Origin of the sequence: Pseudomonas chlororaphis (assembly GCF_001921865.1) — a bacterium.
In the GTDB taxonomy this organism is placed as follows: Bacteria; Pseudomonadota; Gammaproteobacteria; order Pseudomonadales; family Pseudomonadaceae; genus Aquipseudomonas; species Aquipseudomonas chlororaphis_D.
This window is the reverse complement of record NZ_MSCT01000010.1, coordinates 73,201-90,895: the sequence shown is the minus strand read 5'-3', so window position 1 is coordinate 90,895 and position 17,695 is coordinate 73,201. Positions and strand designations below refer to the sequence as shown.

Here is a 17,695-nt window from a genome sequence, read left to right as displayed (position 1 = left end):
GATGACCACTCAAACCCTCCCCTCGCCTTTGCACGGCTGGCGGCTGTTCAGCCTGCTGGCCGTCGCCGTACTGTTGATGAGCGCGCTGATCCTGCTGCTCGAACCGAACCTGGTCGAAGCCACACGCAGCGCCATTCGCGCCACCGCGCGCTCGTCCTTCGTGCTGTTCCTGCTGGCCTTCACGGCGTCGGCCTGGGCTGTGCTGCTGCCCTCGCCGCGGGTCCAGGCGTTGGGCCAGGCCCTGGTCCGCGAACGGCGTTATATCGGCCTGGCGTTCGCCTTCTCGCACCTGGTACACGCGCTGCTGATCTACCGCTACGGCCAGTTGAACCCGCAGTTCTGGCCCGGCCGCAGCGCCCTGGGCAATCTGCCGGGGTCCGTCGGTTACCTGTTTATCCTGCTGCTGGCACTGACCTCGTTCAAAGGCCCGGCGGCGCTGCTCGGCCGTCGCGCCTGGAAACGCCTGCACACCACCGGCATGTGGGTGCTCGCGGCGATCTTCGCCTACTCCAACTTCAAGCGCATTCCGCTGAGCGCCTGGTATGCGCTGCCCTTCGCCATCACCGGCGCGGCCATGGCGCTCAACCTGCTGGGCAAGCTGGCCCAGGCCAACAAGCGTCGGCAACGCCAAGCCCTCAATACACGCTGACCCTGTAGCCGCTGCCGCAGGCTGCGATCGACCGCGTAGCGGGCGCCAAACCAGGCGCTGCTGTGCTTCAGGCAGACCGTGCGTTCAGGTTTTGCGGCAACTACGTTGCCGTTCCCAGCCTCGCGGGCTCGGCAGCGGCTACACAAGCAGCGCGGTTCTTGCACGTTCCCACTATGCATAGGAGATCCACCCCAATGATCCTCACCCTTTCCTCCGCCTTCGCCGGGCTGCAACGCCAACTCGAACGCAGCGCCCCCTGGGTCGCGTTCCTTAGCCTGCGGGTATTTCTAGCCTGGGAATTCTTCGAGTCGGGCCTGGAGAAATGGTACGGCGAAAACTGGTTCCAGGAGATCCAGGCCGCCTTCCCGTTTCCCTTCGACCAACTGCCCGCCAGCCTGAACTGGCAACTGTCGATGTGGGCCGAATTGCTGGGCGCCCTGGCGTTGCTGCTGGGCCTGGGCACACGCTGCGCCGCGCTGGTGCTGATCGTCGTCACCCTGGTCGCCACCGCCGCGGTGCACTGGCCCGCCGAATGGTCGAGCCTGAGCGAACTGGCTCAGGGCTACGCCATCAGCAACAAAGGCCACGGCAACTTCAAGCTGCCGGCGATCTACCTCGCGACGCTGTTGCCACTGCTGCTCCAGGGCCCGGGCAAACTCAGCCTCGACGCCCTGCTTGGACGCCTGCGCAGCGGCCGCCAAACAGAACAACACGGTGTATCCGCAAGATCGTGAACACAGGCTTTACGACGGCTTCGCCGCCGGGCGCAGGCTGCGCCAGCGGCTACACAGAGCAGGACGGTAGCGTTTGGGGAATAGCGTTCATACGAAAATATCGCCAACCACCCACCCCTCCAGCCACCACGCACCCTGTAGCCGCTGGCGCAGCCTGCGCACGGCTGCGCAGCGGCCGCCAAGCCAGGCAGCACGGTGTATCAACAAGATCGCGAACACAGGTTTTACGACGGCTTCGCCGCCGGGCGCAGGCTGCGCCAGCGGCTACACAGAGCAGGACGGTAGCGTTTGGGGAATAGCATCCACACAGAAATATCGCCAACACCCACCCCTCCAGCCACCACGCACCCTGTAGCCGCTGGCGCAGCCTGCGAACGGCTGCGCAGCGGCCGCCAAGCCAGGCAACGCGGTGTATCAGCAAGATCGCGAACACAGGTTTTACGACGGCTTCGCCGCCGGGCGCAGGCTGCGCCAGCGACTACACGGGGCCAATAACGCCCTGGCCGTGCATCTGTCGCAGCAGGTTCAGGCCGTTGGCGAGAAAGGTGTCGAGGTCGTCGACGCGCGCTTCCAGGGCCAGGCCTTGCAGCTGGTCGCGGCCGGGTAACCGGGGAAACGTTGCAAGGCGCTGCAACAGGCGCCAGGCCAAAGGGCTGAGTTCGCAGAAGCGCACGCGGTAGTCGGCGTCGCGGCGGATCAGCAGCAGGGTCGGCGCCTCTCCCGGGGTGGTGGGTTGCCAGGCCGGGCCCAGGCGCTGCACCGGCCAGGCGTACGCCAGCGGCCAGGCCAGGGGCGACAGGCGCAGCGGGCGATACCATAGCAGCTGCAGATCGCTGGCCGGCAGCGGCTCGGCCTCGGCCTGTTGCAGGGCCATTTCGATCCACTCGTAATGGCTCAGTTCGACCATGAAAGCCGGCCATCCGCCGTCCTGCAACGCGGCCGGCGCCGAAGCCATCCAGGCGACGAACTCGCCGGCGATCTCGCCGAACTTCGGCGTGGCGCAGCGGTGCTCGCGCAGAAAGATCCGCAGCAGCCGGCACCAGTCCGGCTCGCCGAGTATCGAGCGCACGACCGGGAAGGTGCTGCCGAGCAACGAACGCAGATTGTCGAACACCAGCTCGCGGTAAACCCGGGCCCGCGCCGGGTCCATTCCGGCCGGCGGCGCACAGTGTTCGGGGTCGCGCAGGTAAGCGGTCAACGCCTGCTGCTGGGCCGCGAGGGCCACCGCCGACTTAACCATGGGCCAGCCGCCCCGCTGCCCCGACGGCAGCGCTCTGCAAGTGGCGAATACGGCCCAACTCGCCCAGCAGCTCGGCGAACGGCGGGAAGTTGAAGTCCCGCTCCAGCAGCGTCGGCCGCACGCCGAACAACTCATAGGCCCGCGCCAGCAGCCCCCAGACCATCGGTTTGACCGGCGCGCCGTGGGTGTCGATCTTCAGGCTGTCGGACTCGTCGTAATGCCCGGCCACATGCATCGCCACCACTCGCTCGGGCGGCAGGCCGGCGAGAAACGCCCGGGGGTCGAAACCGTGGTTCACCGAATTGACGTAGAGGTTGTTGACGTCCAGCAACAGGTCGCAATCGGCCTCGGCCAGTACCGCGCGGGTGAAAGCCAGCTCGTCCATGTCCTGGCGCGGCGCCGCGTAGTACGAGACGTTTTCCACCGCCAGCCGCCGCCCCAGCACCTCCTGGGCCTGGCGGATGCGCGTCGCGACATGGCGCACCGCCTCCTCGGTGAACGGCAGCGGCAGCAGGTCGTAGAGGTGGCCGTCGTCGCCGCAGTAGCTCAGGTGTTCGCTGTACAGCGGCACCTGGAAACGCTCGAGGAATTGCCGGACCTCCCCCAGGAAGACCAAATCCAGCGGCGCGGGACCGCCGAGGGACAAGGACAACCCGTGGCAGCTCAGCGGGTAGCGCTCGGCGATGGCGCGCAACGCGGCGCCCTGGGCGCCGCCGATGCCGATCCAGTTTTCCGGCGCCAGTTCCAGAAAGTCGAAAGCGCCCGCAGGCGCCGTATTCAGGGTGTCGAGCAAGGCCCGACGCAAGCCGAGCCCCACAGTGACCGAAACCGGCAACCGTGGGGCCTGGCTGGAAATAACGGGGGATGGCATGGGCGCTCTCCTGATAATCCCGGGAAAATCGGGGAGCACCCGGTGCTCCCCGCCAGCGTCGATCAGGACTCGATCGCCGCGCCGCACTTGCCTTCGCCGCATTTGCCTTCGGCCGAACCGGCCTTGGCGGCTTTGGCCGACAGGTACTGCTTGGCCTCGTTGAGGCTGATGCCGCCATCGTGGTTGGCGTCGATCTTGTCGAACTCGGCGGCCCGTTCCGGAGCGGCGGCCACGAACTCCTCGCGGGACACCTTGCCATCGTGATTGCTGTCGGTCTTGGCGAACTTGTCTTCGCCGCACTTGCCTTCGGTGGCGCTTTTCGCCCCGTCGGCCGCGGCCAGGGTGTAGCCCTGGGACAGCTCGGTCATGCTCAGCGCCGAAGCGCCGGTGGACAGGCCCAGGCCGCCGACCAGCGCCAGGCCGAGCGCGACGTTGGACACGTTGGAGAGTTTGAACATATCGATACCCCTTTCGGATTGACTGACGATTCCCGCCATCGGCCCCCACGACGTCGTCGGGGCTGGCGAGTGGGCGTAGTTAATCCTCGGGGTGTATCCGGGCTGTGTGCGAAACCGCGACCAGGACCAGCAGATGTATCAATGCCGGGCCGATACACAGTCTGATACGCAACGGCCCGGCATTCAGGAAGGATCGGCGGAACGCCGCAGCAGTTGCGCGATGGCCTGGGCGTCCATCGGCTCGCTCAGGTAGAAACCCTGGGCCTCGTCGCACTGCACGTCGCGCAAGGCGCTGAACTGATCGTGGGTCTCGACGCCCTCGGCGGTCACGGTCAGGGACAGCGCCCGCCCGAGGCCGACGATGGCCTGGATGATCGAATGGTCGCCGCCGCTGGCGGTCAGGCCGCCGACGAAACTGCGGTCGATCTTCAGCCCGTCGAAGGGGAACGAACGCAGGTAGCTCAGGGACGAATAACCGGTGCCGAAGTCGTCCATCAGCAAGCGCACGCCCAAGGCCTTGAGGCTCTGCATGATGCCCAGCGCGCCCTCGGCGTCGTCGAGCATCACGCTTTCGGTCAACTCCAGTTCCAGCCGCGCCGGGTCCAGGCCGGTTTCGGTCAGCGCCGCCTTGACCCGCGCCACCAGGTGCCCGCGCTGGAACTCGGTGGACGACAGGTTGACCGACACCACCACCCCGTCCGGCCAACTGGCCGCTACCCGACAGGCCGTGTGCAGCACCCAGTTGCTCAGCGGCAGGATCAGCCCGGTTTCCTCGGCAATCGGGATGAACAGCTCGGGCCCCAGCAAGCCACGCTGCGGGTGCTGCCAGCGCACCAGCGCCTCGGCCCCCGCCAGTTGCTTGCCCTGCAGGCGATAACGCGGCTGGAAGTGCAGGCGCAACTGGTCCTGCTTGATGGCCAGGCGCAAGTCGCTTTCCAGTTGCCGGCGCTCGACGATGCGCGCGTTCATGTCGCCGGCGTAGAAACGCCAGGTATTGCGCCCCGCTTCCTTGGCCTCGTACAGGGCGATATCGGCGTAGCGCAGCAGCTCCTCGGCCAGGGTCGCGTCGGCCGGGGCCATGGCGATGCCGATACTGGCGCTGATGAACACTTCATGTTCGGCGATATAGAACGGCAACTCGATGCAGTCGATCAGGCGCCGGCAGAGGTTTTCCACCTCCTGCTGCGAGGCCATGCCGGCCACCACCAGCACGAATTCGTCGCCGCCGATACGCGCCACCAGATCGTCGTCGCGCAGGCAACCCGCCAGACGCTGGGACACCTCGTTCAGCACCTGATCGCCCGCCGCATGCCCGAGCAGATCGTTGACCGGTTTGAAGCGGTCGAGGTCGACGCTGAGCATCACCAGCGGCGCCTCCAGGGTCGGCGTGGCCTTGAGCTTGCCGTCGAGGAATTCCTGCATGCGCGTGCGGTTGGCCAGGCCAGTCAGGGCATCATGATGCGACAGGTATTCGATGCGCCGGCGCGCCTCGACTTCTTCGGTGATGTCGGTGGCCGTGCCGCGATAGCCGCGCCCTTCCATCTCGCGCACCGACAGCCGACAGACCCGCGCCTGCCCGTCGCCGGACTGGTAATTGCATTGCAGCACCGCATTGGCGCGCCGCGCATGGCCCTTGAACCAGGTGGACAAGGCGCTCTGCTCGGAACTCAGGATCTCGTCCAGCGGCCGGCCCAGGCAGCGCTCCCGCGACAGCCCGGTGACCACCTCGAAGCGCTCCGACAGGTAGGTGAAATGCAGCTGCTCGTCGACCTCCCAGATCCAGTCCGAAGACGCTTCGGCGACGTCGCGAAAACGCTCCTCGCTGGCCGCCAGCGCCGAGCGGCTGGCGGCCAGCGAGGCGTGGTTGGCGTCCATGACCCGTGCCGCGGCGGTGGTCCGGCGCAGGATGAACCAACTCATCAGGCCGAACACCAGCCCGGCGCAGGCCAGCAGCGGCAACACCAGCACCAGCAAGCGGTCGCCCGGACGCTCCGGGGTCCATTGCACCGCCACGGCGTCGTCGGCCAGGGTCATCCTGGGAAAGACCGTCGCCTCGGCGCCGGTGGCCGCCACGCGCAGTTGATCGACGCCGTAGTCGCGCCCCAATGTGGCGAGCCGGGCCGGATCGAACCGGGCAACGAACAACAGCACCGACGGCGGACGCTGGTCCCGCTGCACGTCCGGGTCGGTGCCGGGGCTCAACGCCGCGGCGGCTACCAGGGCCGGGGCGCCGTCCATGTCGACGAACGTGCTGACCGCGCTGGCGCTGTCGGCGCCCTGCCGGGCCTGGGCGATCAGCGCGCTCATCGAACGGTTGAGCCAGCCCTGCAACGTGACCGTCCGCAGTTGGCCGTAGACCACCGAGTACACCGTGCGGTCGGTCGGGTCGACCACGAACACCCCCTGGTACCCCAGGTCGCTGAACAGCGTGGGCCCCAGGTTCTGCCGCACGAACGCCCAGTCGGTATCGACCGTCAGGTGCAGGTGCTGGTAGGCGTCGCCCCAGAAGGCGTAGTCCTTGATGGTCTTGCGGCTGAGCCGCTCGAAACTCTGCAAGGCATTCTCGGCGTCGAAACGGCTGTGCGCCTCGGCTTCGTGGTTCTGGTCGTGGGCGATGAACACCAGCAGCATCGCCACCAGCAGGAAGATCGACAGCAGCAGCGCCGAGCAGCCCAGCAGCGAGGCACGGGCCAGCGACAGGTTGGAAGAGCGGGGCCGGGTGACAGATGACGGATCGACGCCAAGATTTTCCATAAGGCTCCAGCGGCTGGCACGACGCACACCGCGCTATCGTGAATGAACAGGCTCTTGGATGACGCCCAGGCTTGCCCCTTGAAGATAGACAGTTTTTCCCGCGCCTTCCGGATTGATGCACAGAAAGTCCGCCGAAGACAGCGGACCGGCCCTCGGCGGTAACGACGGCGGCGGTCCTCAGGCAGGCATCGCGGCGCCCACCCGGGCCGGGATCTCCTCCAGCGTCCGGTAGACCGGCAAGCCCAGTTGCCGGCCCAGGGCCTCCAACCGGTCGGCGTCGGCGCCAGGCCCGGCAAGGCGCAACACCGCGTCGCAGCCTTGCACCTGTTGGCGCGACACGTCGCTACCAGGGGCCAGCCAGGGCGCCAGCAGCGGCACATGCCCGGCCGCCAGCAGCCGCGCGGCGCAGTCGTGCAGCGCCGGATCGGCAGCGTCGAGGCCCGCCACCAGCACCGTCAGGCGCCGCGGCGCCAACAGGCGCAACTCCAGGTACTGCAGGAGCATGATGGTCTTGCCGTCGACGATCTCGCCGTGGCGCACCATCGCCAGTGCCTCCTGGTAACCGAGCTCCAGCACCTCGATATCCTCGCCCTCTTCCTCCAGGCCGCCGCCGTCGCCGATGCGGTCGTCGGGGGAATATTCGCCAATGAAAAAATGCAGGCGCTCGGTGACCGAGCCTGGGCTCATGAAGGCTTCATAGACCTTCTCGATCCGGCCCACGCGGTAGCCGGTTTCTTCCTCGGCTTCCTGGCGGATGCGCTGCTCCGGGCTGGCATCGTCCAGCAGGCCGGCGGCGGTTTCGATCAGGTAGCCGGGGTAGTCGTTGACATAGGTCGGCATGCGGAACTGGCGGATCAGCAACACCGTGCGCCGCTCGCGGTTGTACAGCAGGATGGTGGCGCCGTTGCCGCGGTCGTAGACCTCACGGCTCTGCGCCTGCCAGCTGCCGTCGCGGCGTTGCAGGTCGAAGCTGTATTTTTTCAGCAGGTACCAGTTGTCCGAGAGCAGTTCCTCGGCGGTGATGCGTACGGGTGCGGGTGGCATGGAAGTCCTCCTAAGGTCGGGGTCGCGCAGCGGTTCAGCCCTGGCTGGCGCAGATCGAATGCCAGGCGGCATTGGCCAGTTGTTCGCGGTAGGTCGCGGGGCGGCTGCGCACCCGGCCCGAGAGCCAGGAGCGGCAATAGCTTTCCGCTTGCCCGACGATCAGCGACGGCAGCAACTCGACAGGCACCTGCTGCCATGCCTCGCCCTGGATATGCCGCGCCAACCATTCGCGGAGCAGGCGGTTGCGGGCCTTGTTGCGGCTGGCCAGCTCTTCGCCGAACGGCCCCTTGGCCAGCGCGTAACGCGCCTGGAACTGGAACCGCGCCCACTCGGGCTGGGCGTCCACCCAATCCACATAACTGTGCACCAGCGCCCGTACCCCTTGCTCCAGGGTGGCGGCCGCGGCCAGGTAGCGCTCGCGCAGGCCGGCCTGGTCGTCCAGCGCGGCGAAGAACAGCGCGGCCACCAACCCTTCCTTGTTGCCGAAATGGTGATAGATCGCGCCGACGCTGGTGTCGCAGGCCGCGCGAATCATTTCGATGGTGGTGGCTTCGATGCCCTGTTCGTTAAAGCACGCCAGGGCCTGTTGCAGGATCACCCGTTTGAGCTCGGCGCGACGGCCCGGGTAACAGCGTTCAAGCAGCTCGAGAGAGTCCATATCCGATCACACGACGAAATCCGCAAACCGGGCGCGAGCGCCCGCCGTTCAAAACGCGGCCAGCTTGACAGGTTTTCCTTTGCCAGAATATTGTTCTTTTACAGAATAATATTCTGTATTTAACTTCATCGGTCCCAGAGGAAACCCACCATGAGTCAGGTTCTCAGCATGTTCAGCGCCGCCGGTCCGGAAAAATTCACCCAGATGGCCTGCCAGATGGCGCCCTACTTCAGCACCATCGATCCGCTGATCGCCGAACTGAGCGCAGGCCATGCGCTGGTCCGCGTACCGTTTCGCAAGGACATCACCAACCATCTGGGCACGGTGCACGCCATCGCCCTGTGCAACGCCGCCGAGCTGGCGGCCGGGGTGATGACCGACGTGTCGATCCCGGCCGGCGCGCGCTGGATTCCCAAGGGCATGAGCGTGGAATACCTGGCCAAGGCCAAGACCTCGGTGTACGCGGTGGCCGACGGTAGCGCGGTGGACTGGAACAGCAGCGGCGACAAACTGGTCGCGGTGGACATCTTCGATGAAGAAGACAAGAAGGTGTTCAGCGCGCGCATCACCATGAACGTGAAAACCGCCTGAGCAGAAACGACAACGCCCCTCATCGGAGGGGCGTTGGCGATGACGCGATAAGCTCGCTTACACCTGGATCAGGTTGGCGATCTTCACGTCCGGATCGACATCGGCTTCGTAGTCGACGCCGGCGATCTCGAAACCGAACAGGCGCAGGAACTCCTGCTTGTAGCCGGCGAAGTCGGTCAGCTGGTAGAGGTTTTCGCTGGTGACTTCATCCCACAGCTGCTTCACGCGGTCCTGGATGGCAGGTTCCAGTTCCTTGTAGTCGGCGCGCAGGCGGCCTTCCTGGTCGAGGATCGGGTTCGGGTTGTACAGGCTGTCCTTGTACAGGCCGTAGACCTGCTCGATGCAACCTTCGTGGACGCCCTGCTCCTTCATCACCTTGAACAGCAGCGACAGGTACAGCGGCATGATCGGGATCGCCGAGCTGGCCTGGGTGACCACGGCCTTGAGCACCGAAACCCGCGCGTCTCCGCCCAGGTCCGACAGTTCATTGCGGATGCCGATGACTTTCTGGTCCAGGTCCTTCTTGGCTTCGCCGATGGAACCGTTCCAGTAGATGTCGTGGGTCAGCTTCTCGCCCAGGTAGGTGAAGGCGGTGGTCTTCGCGCCTTCGGCCAGCACGCCGGCTTCATGCAGCGCGTCGATCCACATCTGCCAGTCTTCGCCGCCCATCACGGCCACGGTGCCGTCGATTTCTTCCTGGGTGGCAGGCTGCAGGGTGGTTTCCTTGACGATTTCCTTGTCGGTGTCGACACCGCGCAGGGTCACCGACTTGCCCAGCGGCTTGAGCGTGGAACTCAGGACTTCGCCGGTTTTCGGGTGGGTGCGGCGCGGCGCGGCCAGGCTGTAGACCACCAGGTCGATCTTGCCCAGGTCGCGCTTGATGGTTTCGATGGTCTGGCGCTTCACTTCGTCGGAGAAGGCGTCGCCGTTGATGCTCTTGGCGTACAGGCCCTTTTCTTCGGCGAACTTATGGAAGGCCGCGGTGTTGTACCAGCCGGCGGTGCCGAGCTTGCCGTCGACACTGCCGCGCTCGAAGAACACGCCCAGGGTGTTGGCGCCGCAGCCGAAGGCGGCGGTGATCCGCGCGGCCAGGCCGTAGCCGGTGGAAGCGCCGAGGACCAGTACGTTCTTGGGCCCAGCGTCGATGGCGCCTTGTTCGGTGACGTAGTCGATCTGTTGCTTGACGTTGGCTTCGCAACCGACCGGGTGGGTCGTCACACAGATAAAGCCGCGAACGCGGGGTTTGATGACCATACACAATCTCCCAATTTCAATATGCCAAGCGCCCATACAGGCTGCAGCAGCGTCACTTGTTCAAGTCGTAGACGCTCGGAACGCCCGCGCGTCACGCCTTGGGTTTTCAAGGGGTGCAAATTTGCCCGCCAGCATAAATTCATTCGGGGGTTTGGGCCAGAAAACGCTGACATCGGCCCACAGATGCCGGGTTCAGGGAGACACCGGGATCATGTGTTCAACCGCCGCGCATCGTAGGCGTCCAGCGCCTGGTAGGCGGTGTAGGTCGCCTGGGCCGCGACCAGGCCGGCCATGCCGTAGGTCGGCACCAGGCCGAACTTGCCGAAGCCCCCGGGAATCGGGATGGCCTTGGCGATGGCGTCCGCCAGCACCTCCCCGGCCACGGTGGTCGGGGCCATGCCGTGGCCGCCGAAGCCCACCGCATGCCAGACGCCGTGGTCGTCCTGGCCGATCTGCGCCATCTGCTGGCGGCCGTAGCTCATCAGCCCGCCCCAGGCGTAGTCGATCTGCACGCCCGCCAGTTGCGGGTAGACCGTCAGCAGGTCGGCCTTGAGCAAGCCGGCAATCGCCTGCGGGCCGCGGTCGAGAATGGAAATGCGCCCGCCCCAGAGGATCCGGCTGTCGGCCAGCGGGCGGTAATAGTCGAAGGCGAAGCGGGTGTCGTAGATCGCCGAGTCGCAAGCGATGGCGTCCTTGAGCCGGTCCCCCAACGGTTCGGTCGCGACCACATAGGTGGCGATCGGCAGCGTCGCCCGCTCGACCGGGCGGTACAGCCCGCGGGCATAACCGCCCGCGGCGAAAACCAGTTGCTCGGCCTCGACTTCGCCGCCCGCGGTCTTGACCAGGAACGTCGTACCCCGCCGCTCGATGGCCAGGGCCGCCGATTGCTCGTGGATGTGAATGCCGTGGCCGGCAATCGCCGCCGCCACGCCGTAGACGTACTTGAGCGGGTGAAAGTGAAAGGCGTTGCGCTCCAGCAGCGCGCCGAAATAACGCTCGGTCTTGAGCTTCTCCCGCAGCTCGCCGGCCGCCACGGGCGCCCAGTCGACGCCGTAGACTTCTTTCATCAACTGCCGGGGTTTCTCCAGGCGCATCGGGTCGTTGAACCAGTTGGCCAGCAACACGCCCTCATCCACCAGGTCGCACGGGATGGCGTATCGGCGGGCGCGCTGGCGGATCAGCTCGACCGCGTCGATGGTCAGCCGGTAGAGGCGCCGCGCTTCGTCGCGGCCCAGGGCCTTGTACAGCTGGGCATTGCCCAGGCAGTAGCCGCCGAACACGAAACCGCCGTTGCGCCCCGAGGCGCCGTGCCCCACGGTGTGGGATTCGAGGACCACCACGTCGGTCACGCCACGCTCAGCCAGGCCCAACGCGGTGCTGAGCCCGGCCAGGCCGCCGCCGAGGATGCACACCCGGGCCTGGACCCGCCCGGAGAGCCGTGGGTAGGCGGTCTTTTCGACCGTGGCCTGGTAGTAGCTTTCGAGAAAATCGCCGCTCATCGCTTAGCTCCGTACCTGAGTCATTCGGGCTTGAGAATGCCTGCTGCGTGCAGCCGGCGCGTCCGCCTGCCGGTCGTTTTCGAAGCGGCTGCGAATCGTCGAGAAGCTCATCTGGTCGAGCCGGACGAACCTGGAACGGCTGACGAGCTTGTGCGCCAGCCAGATGACCAGGAACAACGCCAGGCCAACGTAGGTGGCGGTCAGCCCGGCCCAGTCGATCGAGTCCCCCAGCAGTGCCTGGTAGTTTTGCCCGAGGGTGACGCACAGGCACAGGACAAAGGCGAAAATCGGCCCGAACGGAAAGAACTTCGACACATAAGGCAGGTGGCCCAGGTCGTTGCCCTGGTGCACATAACCGCGGCGAAAGCGGTAGTGGCTGACCGCGATGCCCAGCCAGGCGATGAAGCCGAGCATGCCCGAGGTGTTGAGCAGCCAGTTGTAGATCTGCCCCGGGCTGAAAATAAAGGTCAGGAAGCACAGGCCGGCCACCGTGGCGGTCGCCAGCAGCGCCCAGCGCGGGGTGCCGGAGCGGCTCAGGCGGGCGAAGATCGCCGGCGCCTTGCCCTCCAGGGCCAGGCTGTAGAGCATCCGCGACGAGGCGTACATGCCGGAGTTGCCGGCCGACAGCACCGAGGTCAGGATCACCGCGTTCATCACCGCGGCCGCGCCGAGCATGTCGGCCCGCTCGAAGATCAGGGTGAAGGGGCTGACCCGGATATCCGACACCCCGTTGCGCAGCAGGCTCGGGTCGTTGTAGGGAATCAACAGGCCGATGATCAGGATGGTCAGCACGTAGAACAGCAGGATCCGCCAGAAGATCTGCCGCACCGCGCGCGGCACGTTCTTCCCCGGGTCGCGGGTCTCGCCCGCGGCGATGCCGACGAACTCGGTGCCCTGGAACGAGAAACCCACCACCATCGCCACCCCGACCAGCGCCCCCAGGCCGCCGACCACCGGCGCGTCGCCGATCGCCCAGAGCCTGGGGCCGGCCTGTTCGCCACCGCTGAGGATGCCGAACAACATCAGTATGCCGACCGCGATAAACAACACGATGGTGATGACTTTAATCAGCGAGAACCAATATTCGGCTTCGCCGAACAAACGCACCGAGGCCATATTGAGCCCCGCGATGATCAACAGGAAAATCCCGCTCCAGATATAACCCGGTACATCGGGAAACCAATAAGCCATGATGATCTGCGCGGCCACCAGATCGACCGCGATCGTCACCGCCCAGGAATACCAATAGTTCCACCCCAGGGCGAAACCGAAACTGGGGTCGACGTACTTCGCGGCATAGGTTGAAAACGAACCGGTGACCGGCATGCAGGCCGCGAGTTCGCCGAGGCTGGTCATCAGGAAGAACACCATCAGGCCGATGACCACGAAGGCCAGCAGCGCCCCGCCCGGCCCCGACTGGGCGATGGTCGAGCCCGAGGCGACGAACAGCCCGGTGCCGATGCAGCCGCCGATGGCGATCATGTTCAGGTGTCGCGGGGTCAGGGTTCTTTTCAGCCCGCCGGCGGTTTCAGCGTGGTGAAAATCGCCCGTGGCCTCGCACGCGGCCGGCACTTTCCTGATGTCTGTCATGGTGACCTTCTTATTATATTTAAACCGCCAGTGCCTGATTCAAGTTGCCTGGCGGTGTCCCTGGATGATGTTCCTGCCCCCACTTAAGCCCACAAAAATACCCCTGACAAATGATTTTCCCGCATCACATCAGTCACTCAGGGAATACGCCGCAAGTTACAACTTTGAACAATTCGACACACTAATAGAACATCAGAAACTGACAACTTATAACTAAAAACCCGTCAGGTTTAATTAGTTTTCGGCGGTGAAAGATAGTTTTTCCTACAAGTTCTTCGGTTGAATCAGAGGTGAATAAGGGCGGTGTTCTGGCAGTGGTGATCGCGGGCAAGCCTCGCGCCTACAGGGGCTTCCAAAATGCGCGGCTAGCCGTGCCAGCCGGCGAACCACTGGCCGAACGTCCGCGCCGACAACGGCATGGAAAACAGGTAGCCCTGCCCCACGTCATAGCCCTGCGCCCGCAGGATATCGCGCTGCTGCCCATCCTCGACGCCCTCGGCGACCACCCGCAGGGAAAGCCCCTTGCCGATGCCGATCACCGCTTCGCTCAAGGCCCGGCAGGAGGCGTCGTGCTCCAGGTCGTCGACAAAACTCTTGTCCAGTTTCAGTTCGCTGATCGGCAGCCGCCGCAGGTAGCCCAGGCTGGAATAGCCGGTGCCGAAATCGTCGATGGCCAGGCGCACGCCCAGGGCATGCAGGTCGCGGATGGTCTGCTCGGTGCAGGGGCTGTCGCAGAGGAAAACGCCCTCCGTCACCTCCACGCAGAGGTCCGCCGGCTGCAAGTCGCTGGCGTGCAACTGACGGGCGATCAGCGGTGCCAGGTTGAGGTTCTGGAAATTCAGCGGCGACAGGTTGATCGACATCGACGGCACGCCGATGCCCGAACGGCGCCAGCGCGCCAGTTGCTCGCAGGCCTCGCGCAACACCCACTGGCTGAGGTCGTTGATCAGCCCGCACTCTTCGGCCAGGGCGATGAAATGGGTGGGCGAGATGCTGCCCAGGCACGGATGCTCCCAGCGCGCCAGGGCCTCGACCCCGACCAGCCGGGCGGTATGCAGGTCGATCTGCGGCTGATAGACCAGGTGCAGGCCGTCGCTGGCCAGGGCCTGGCGCAACGCGCTCTCCAGCAGCAGGCGATGCTGGGCGATCCGGTTCATGTCCTCGAGGAAAAACCGGAAGCTGCCGCGCTGGGCGCGCTTGGCCTGGTACATGGCGATATCCGCGCAATGCAGCAGGCTTTCCATGTCCTGACCGTCGCAGGGAAACATGCTGATGCCGATGCTGGCCGAGAGCACCACGGCGGTGCCGGCGATCTCGGCCGGCACGCTCAGGGCCTGCAGCAGGCGTTCGAGAAAGGTCGTGACCTGAAGGGCGTTCATCCGCGGCAGCACCAGCACGAACTCGTCGCCCGACAGCCGCCCGACGATGCCCGCCTCGTGCACCACGCTGCGCAGCCGTTGCGCCATGAGTTGCAGCAACTCGTCGCCCGAGGCGTGCCCGAGGGCATCGTTGACCTGCTTGAAGCGATCCAGGTCGACGAACAGCACCGCCAGCTCGCCCTGCTCCCGGGCCACCTCGGCGATGCTGCGGTTGGCCTGGGCCAGCAGGAAACTGCGATTGGGCAAGCCGGTCAGGGCATCGTAGAACGCCATCTGGCGAATCGACTGGCGCGCCTCTTCGCGCTCCAGCGCCAGCATGCACAGGTGGGTGCCGGCGGTGATCAGGTGGGCGTGGGTGGTGTCGGGCTCGCGGCTCTCGCGAAAATACAGGGCAAAGGTCGCGCTGACCCGGCCGACGCTGTTGCGCACCGGGATCGACCAGCAGGCTCGCACCCCGACCTGCTGCGCCAGCAGGCGATAGTCGGCCCACAGCGGGTCGGTATTGATATCGGTGACCAGCACCGGCTCGCCGCGATAGGCCGCGGTGCCGCAGGAGCCGGCGGCGGGCCCGATCGACAGGCCTTCGATGGCCCGGGAATAGTCGGCCGGCAGCCCCGGGCTGGCCAAGGGGTGCAGCAGCCCGTGCGGGTCCACGCTGAGCACCGAGACGATGACCTCCGGCGCCAGGCGCTCGATTTCCCGGCACAACAGCGTCAACACGCTTTCCAGGGACTGCTCTTGCAGCAAGGCGCCGATGACCTTGTCTTGCAGCACCTCGTGCAGCTTGGAACGGGTGATGTCGGTGAGCACGATAACGATGTTGTCGACCCGCCCGGCGCTGTCGAACACCGGTGCCGAGCACAGCTGCACCCACAGCCGCTGGCCGTTGCGCTTGCTGACCAGGGCACAGGTTTCGTGGGGCTGGCCGCTGAGGATGCGCGCCAGCTCCTCTTCGTCGGCCCCGGTCTCCAGCGGGTTGTCGAGCACGAAGAACATCCGCGGCGAGTGCCCCAGCACCTCCTCGCGCGAATAGCCGAGCAAGCGGATCAGCCCGTCGTTGACGTAGGTCAGCCGACCGTCGGCAGCGACGATGCAGGTGGCCGAGCGGGTGGCGTTGACCGACATCGACAGCAAGCGGTGCTCGCTATCCCGCAGCCGGGTCTGGGTCACGTCCTTGAGAAAGGCGGCGTAGAGAACCCGGCCCTGCAAGGTGATTTTCGACACCGACAGCGCGCCCCAGCGCTCTTCGCCGTCCTTGCGGGCGATCGGCACGTCGCGACTGCCGCCGTTGGCCCCGGCCTGGCGGTGCGCCGCGGAAACGGCGGGCCGGGAACGGATGGCAACCGGCACCAGCGCGCCGGCCTCGCTGCCCAGCACCTCGCGCCGCGAACAGCCCCACAAGCGCTCGGCCGCAGCATTGAAAAACACCACGCGATTGCGCTCGTCGACGATCACCACCGCATCGATGGCCTGTTCCAGGGTTTGAACGAAAAAGTCCGCCGCTTCTTCGCCGGTGGTCAATCCGACTCTCGTCTCCATTGCTGCCACTTCATGCATGCCCTCACCCGTCCTCCTCCCTGACAACCGGTGAAGCGCCACCCAGAGCCCTCGGAGCCGGAGGGACCGTTCCTCGAAAGCACAGCCGAAACTGATGCGCGCGTACGCAAAACCCACACTTGCCCGGACGGGCAGGACAGCAAGCCGCCGGCACGCCCACAGGGCGTTTCGCTGTCGCGGCCTGAACCTACAGAATAGCCTCGAAGTGACAGTCTTCTGGAAAAGCGTGCGAACGGTGTCACAACCTAAACACACCCCAGAGTCGTCGGCCGCCGTGTCGCTCACGGCTCCCGCGACAGCCCCACCGTTGCCGCCCGGGGTGGCGATTCTGCCGATGGCACTTTCGCCGCTTGCGTTGTCCGATGCAGCGGCCTCTTATGGCCACTGGGGAGTGCGGCGCCCTTCGGCGCCGCGCTTTTCGGCCTGTTCAATCCCGGACCACAGGAGTGGCGGTGAATAAGTTTTCAGACATGAGCACCTTTGTCGCGGTCGTCGAAGCGGCGAGCTTTTCCGAGGCCGGGCGGCGCCTGGGCACCACCAAGTCGCTGATCAGCCAGCGCATGCAACAGCTGGAGAAGCGCCTGGGTTGCGTGCTGCTGACCCGGGCCCGGCCGTTGCGGCTGACCGAGGCCGGCCAGCAGTTCTACGCCGACAGCCTGCGTATCCTGCTGGAGCTGGAGCGCGCCGAAACCTCGGTGCAAGACAACCAGGCCAGCCTGAACGGCACCCTGCGCATCGCCGCGCCAATGGCCTTCACCCCGCGTTACCTGGCGCCGTTGCTGGCGCGCTTCGCCCTGCGCTACCCGCAACTGTGCGTCGACACGGAGGCCCAGGACAAACTGGCCAGCCTGCAGGACGGGCATTTCGACGTCGCCATCCGCCTCGGCGCGCTCAACGATTCTTGCCTGGTGGCCCGCCCGTTGACCGAGAACCGCCACCTGATCTGCGCCAGCCCCGACTACCTGGCGCGCCACGGCACGCCCGAACACCCCGGGGACTTGCAGCAGCACGACGGGCTGATCTACTACAACCGCGAACCCAACGGCATGTGGAGCCTGCCCCTGGACGGCGCGCAGCATTCGTTCCGGATTCGCGTGCGCATGCGCACCGACTCCGGGCATCAGTTGCTCGAAGGCGCGCGGGCCGGCCTGGGCCTGGCGATCCTCCCGAGTTTCCTGGCGGCCGAGGCCTTGCTCGACGGCAGCCTGGTGTCGGTGCTGGCCGACTACGCGCCGTCCGGCGGGCAGATCTCGGCGGTGTACCGCAAGACCCTGCGAACCCCGCCCAAGGTCCTGACGCTGATCGAGTTTCTCAGCGAAGAAATCAGCCGCCCCGCGCCCTGGGATGCGGCCCTGATCGCCCGCGGCCTGATCGCCGCCCCCGCGAACGCCTGACCGCACGGGCCCCGCGTCGGGTC

At 66.0% G+C, this 17,695-nt stretch carries 14 protein-coding genes; 4 read left to right on the top strand and 10 right to left on the bottom strand.

Annotated elements, in window-relative coordinates:
* Nucleotide 1: 1 nt before the first annotated feature.
* The gene (locus BTN82_RS12840) at nt 2–649 is read left to right on the top strand and encodes a hypothetical protein (RefSeq protein ID WP_075119487.1); all 648 of its coding nucleotides are present in this window, start codon (nt 2–4) and stop codon (nt 647–649) included.
* A gap of 194 nt (nt 650–843) precedes the next feature.
* A complete protein-coding gene (locus tag BTN82_RS12835; protein ID WP_075119486.1) occupies nt 844–1,383 on the top strand; it encodes a DoxX family protein in 540 nt (179 codons plus the stop codon).
* Nucleotides 1,384–1,861: 478 nt separating this feature from the next.
* Here the strand turns inward: BTN82_RS12835 and BTN82_RS12830 are convergent, their stop codons facing one another.
* From BTN82_RS12830 to BTN82_RS12805, 6 genes are all read right to left on the bottom strand, one after another.
* Nucleotides 1,862–2,623 (bottom strand): DUF2063 domain-containing protein, encoded by a 762-nt coding sequence (locus tag BTN82_RS12830; protein WP_075119485.1) that lies wholly within the window; start codon nt 2,621–2,623, stop codon nt 1,862–1,864.
* The gene (locus BTN82_RS12825) at nt 2,616–3,494 is read right to left on the bottom strand and encodes a DUF692 domain-containing protein (RefSeq protein ID WP_075119484.1); all 879 of its coding nucleotides are present in this window, start codon (nt 3,492–3,494) and stop codon (nt 2,616–2,618) included. The genes BTN82_RS12830 and BTN82_RS12825 overlap by 8 nt, the downstream gene beginning before the upstream one ends.
* 62 nt (nt 3,495–3,556) lie before the next feature.
* Entirely contained in the window at nt 3,557–3,952 is a 396-nt protein-coding gene (locus BTN82_RS12820; RefSeq protein WP_075119483.1) for an EF-hand domain-containing protein, read from the bottom strand.
* 183 nt (nt 3,953–4,135) lie between these two features.
* The gene (locus BTN82_RS12815; RefSeq protein WP_075119482.1) at nt 4,136–6,706 is read right to left on the bottom strand and encodes an EAL domain-containing protein; all 2,571 of its coding nucleotides are present in this window, start codon (nt 6,704–6,706) and stop codon (nt 4,136–4,138) included.
* Nucleotides 6,707–6,883: 177 nt separating this feature from the next.
* Entirely contained in the window at nt 6,884–7,750 is an 867-nt protein-coding gene (locus BTN82_RS12810; protein WP_075119481.1) for an NUDIX domain-containing protein, read from the bottom strand.
* Nucleotides 7,751–7,784: 34 nt separating this feature from the next.
* Entirely contained in the window at nt 7,785–8,408 is a 624-nt protein-coding gene (locus BTN82_RS12805; RefSeq protein ID WP_075119480.1) for a TetR/AcrR family transcriptional regulator, read from the bottom strand.
* 150 nt (nt 8,409–8,558) lie between these two features.
* On the opposite strand from BTN82_RS12805, the gene BTN82_RS12800 reads away from it, so the two are divergent.
* Nucleotides 8,559–8,999 (top strand): hotdog fold domain-containing protein, encoded by a 441-nt coding sequence (locus BTN82_RS12800; RefSeq protein ID WP_075119479.1) that lies wholly within the window; start codon nt 8,559–8,561, stop codon nt 8,997–8,999.
* 57 nt (nt 9,000–9,056) lie between these two features.
* Here BTN82_RS12800 and fabV read toward each other — a convergent pair whose 3' ends face one another.
* From fabV to BTN82_RS12780, 4 genes are all read right to left on the bottom strand, one after another.
* Entirely contained in the window at nt 9,057–10,253 is a 1,197-nt protein-coding gene (fabV, locus tag BTN82_RS12795; RefSeq protein ID WP_075119478.1) for an enoyl-ACP reductase FabV, read from the bottom strand.
* A gap of 209 nt (nt 10,254–10,462) precedes the next feature.
* Nucleotides 10,463–11,752 (bottom strand): NAD(P)/FAD-dependent oxidoreductase, encoded by a 1,290-nt coding sequence (locus BTN82_RS12790; RefSeq protein ID WP_075119477.1) that lies wholly within the window; start codon nt 11,750–11,752, stop codon nt 10,463–10,465.
* A 3-nt stretch (nt 11,753–11,755) separates the two neighbouring features.
* On the bottom strand, nt 11,756–13,342 hold the full coding sequence (locus tag BTN82_RS12785; protein ID WP_075119476.1) for an amino acid permease: 1,587 nt from the start codon (nt 13,340–13,342) through the stop codon (nt 11,756–11,758).
* 365 nt (nt 13,343–13,707) lie between these two features.
* Complete coding sequence (locus BTN82_RS12780; protein WP_075119475.1) at nt 13,708–16,278, bottom strand: EAL domain-containing protein; 2,571 nt, start codon at nt 16,276–16,278, stop codon at nt 13,708–13,710.
* Nucleotides 16,279–16,730: 452 nt separating this feature from the next.
* Between BTN82_RS12780 and BTN82_RS12775 the strand changes: the two genes are divergently transcribed.
* The gene (locus BTN82_RS12775; protein ID WP_075119474.1) at nt 16,731–17,672 is read left to right on the top strand and encodes a LysR family transcriptional regulator; all 942 of its coding nucleotides are present in this window, start codon (nt 16,731–16,733) and stop codon (nt 17,670–17,672) included.
* Nucleotides 17,673–17,695: the final 23 nt, after the last annotated feature.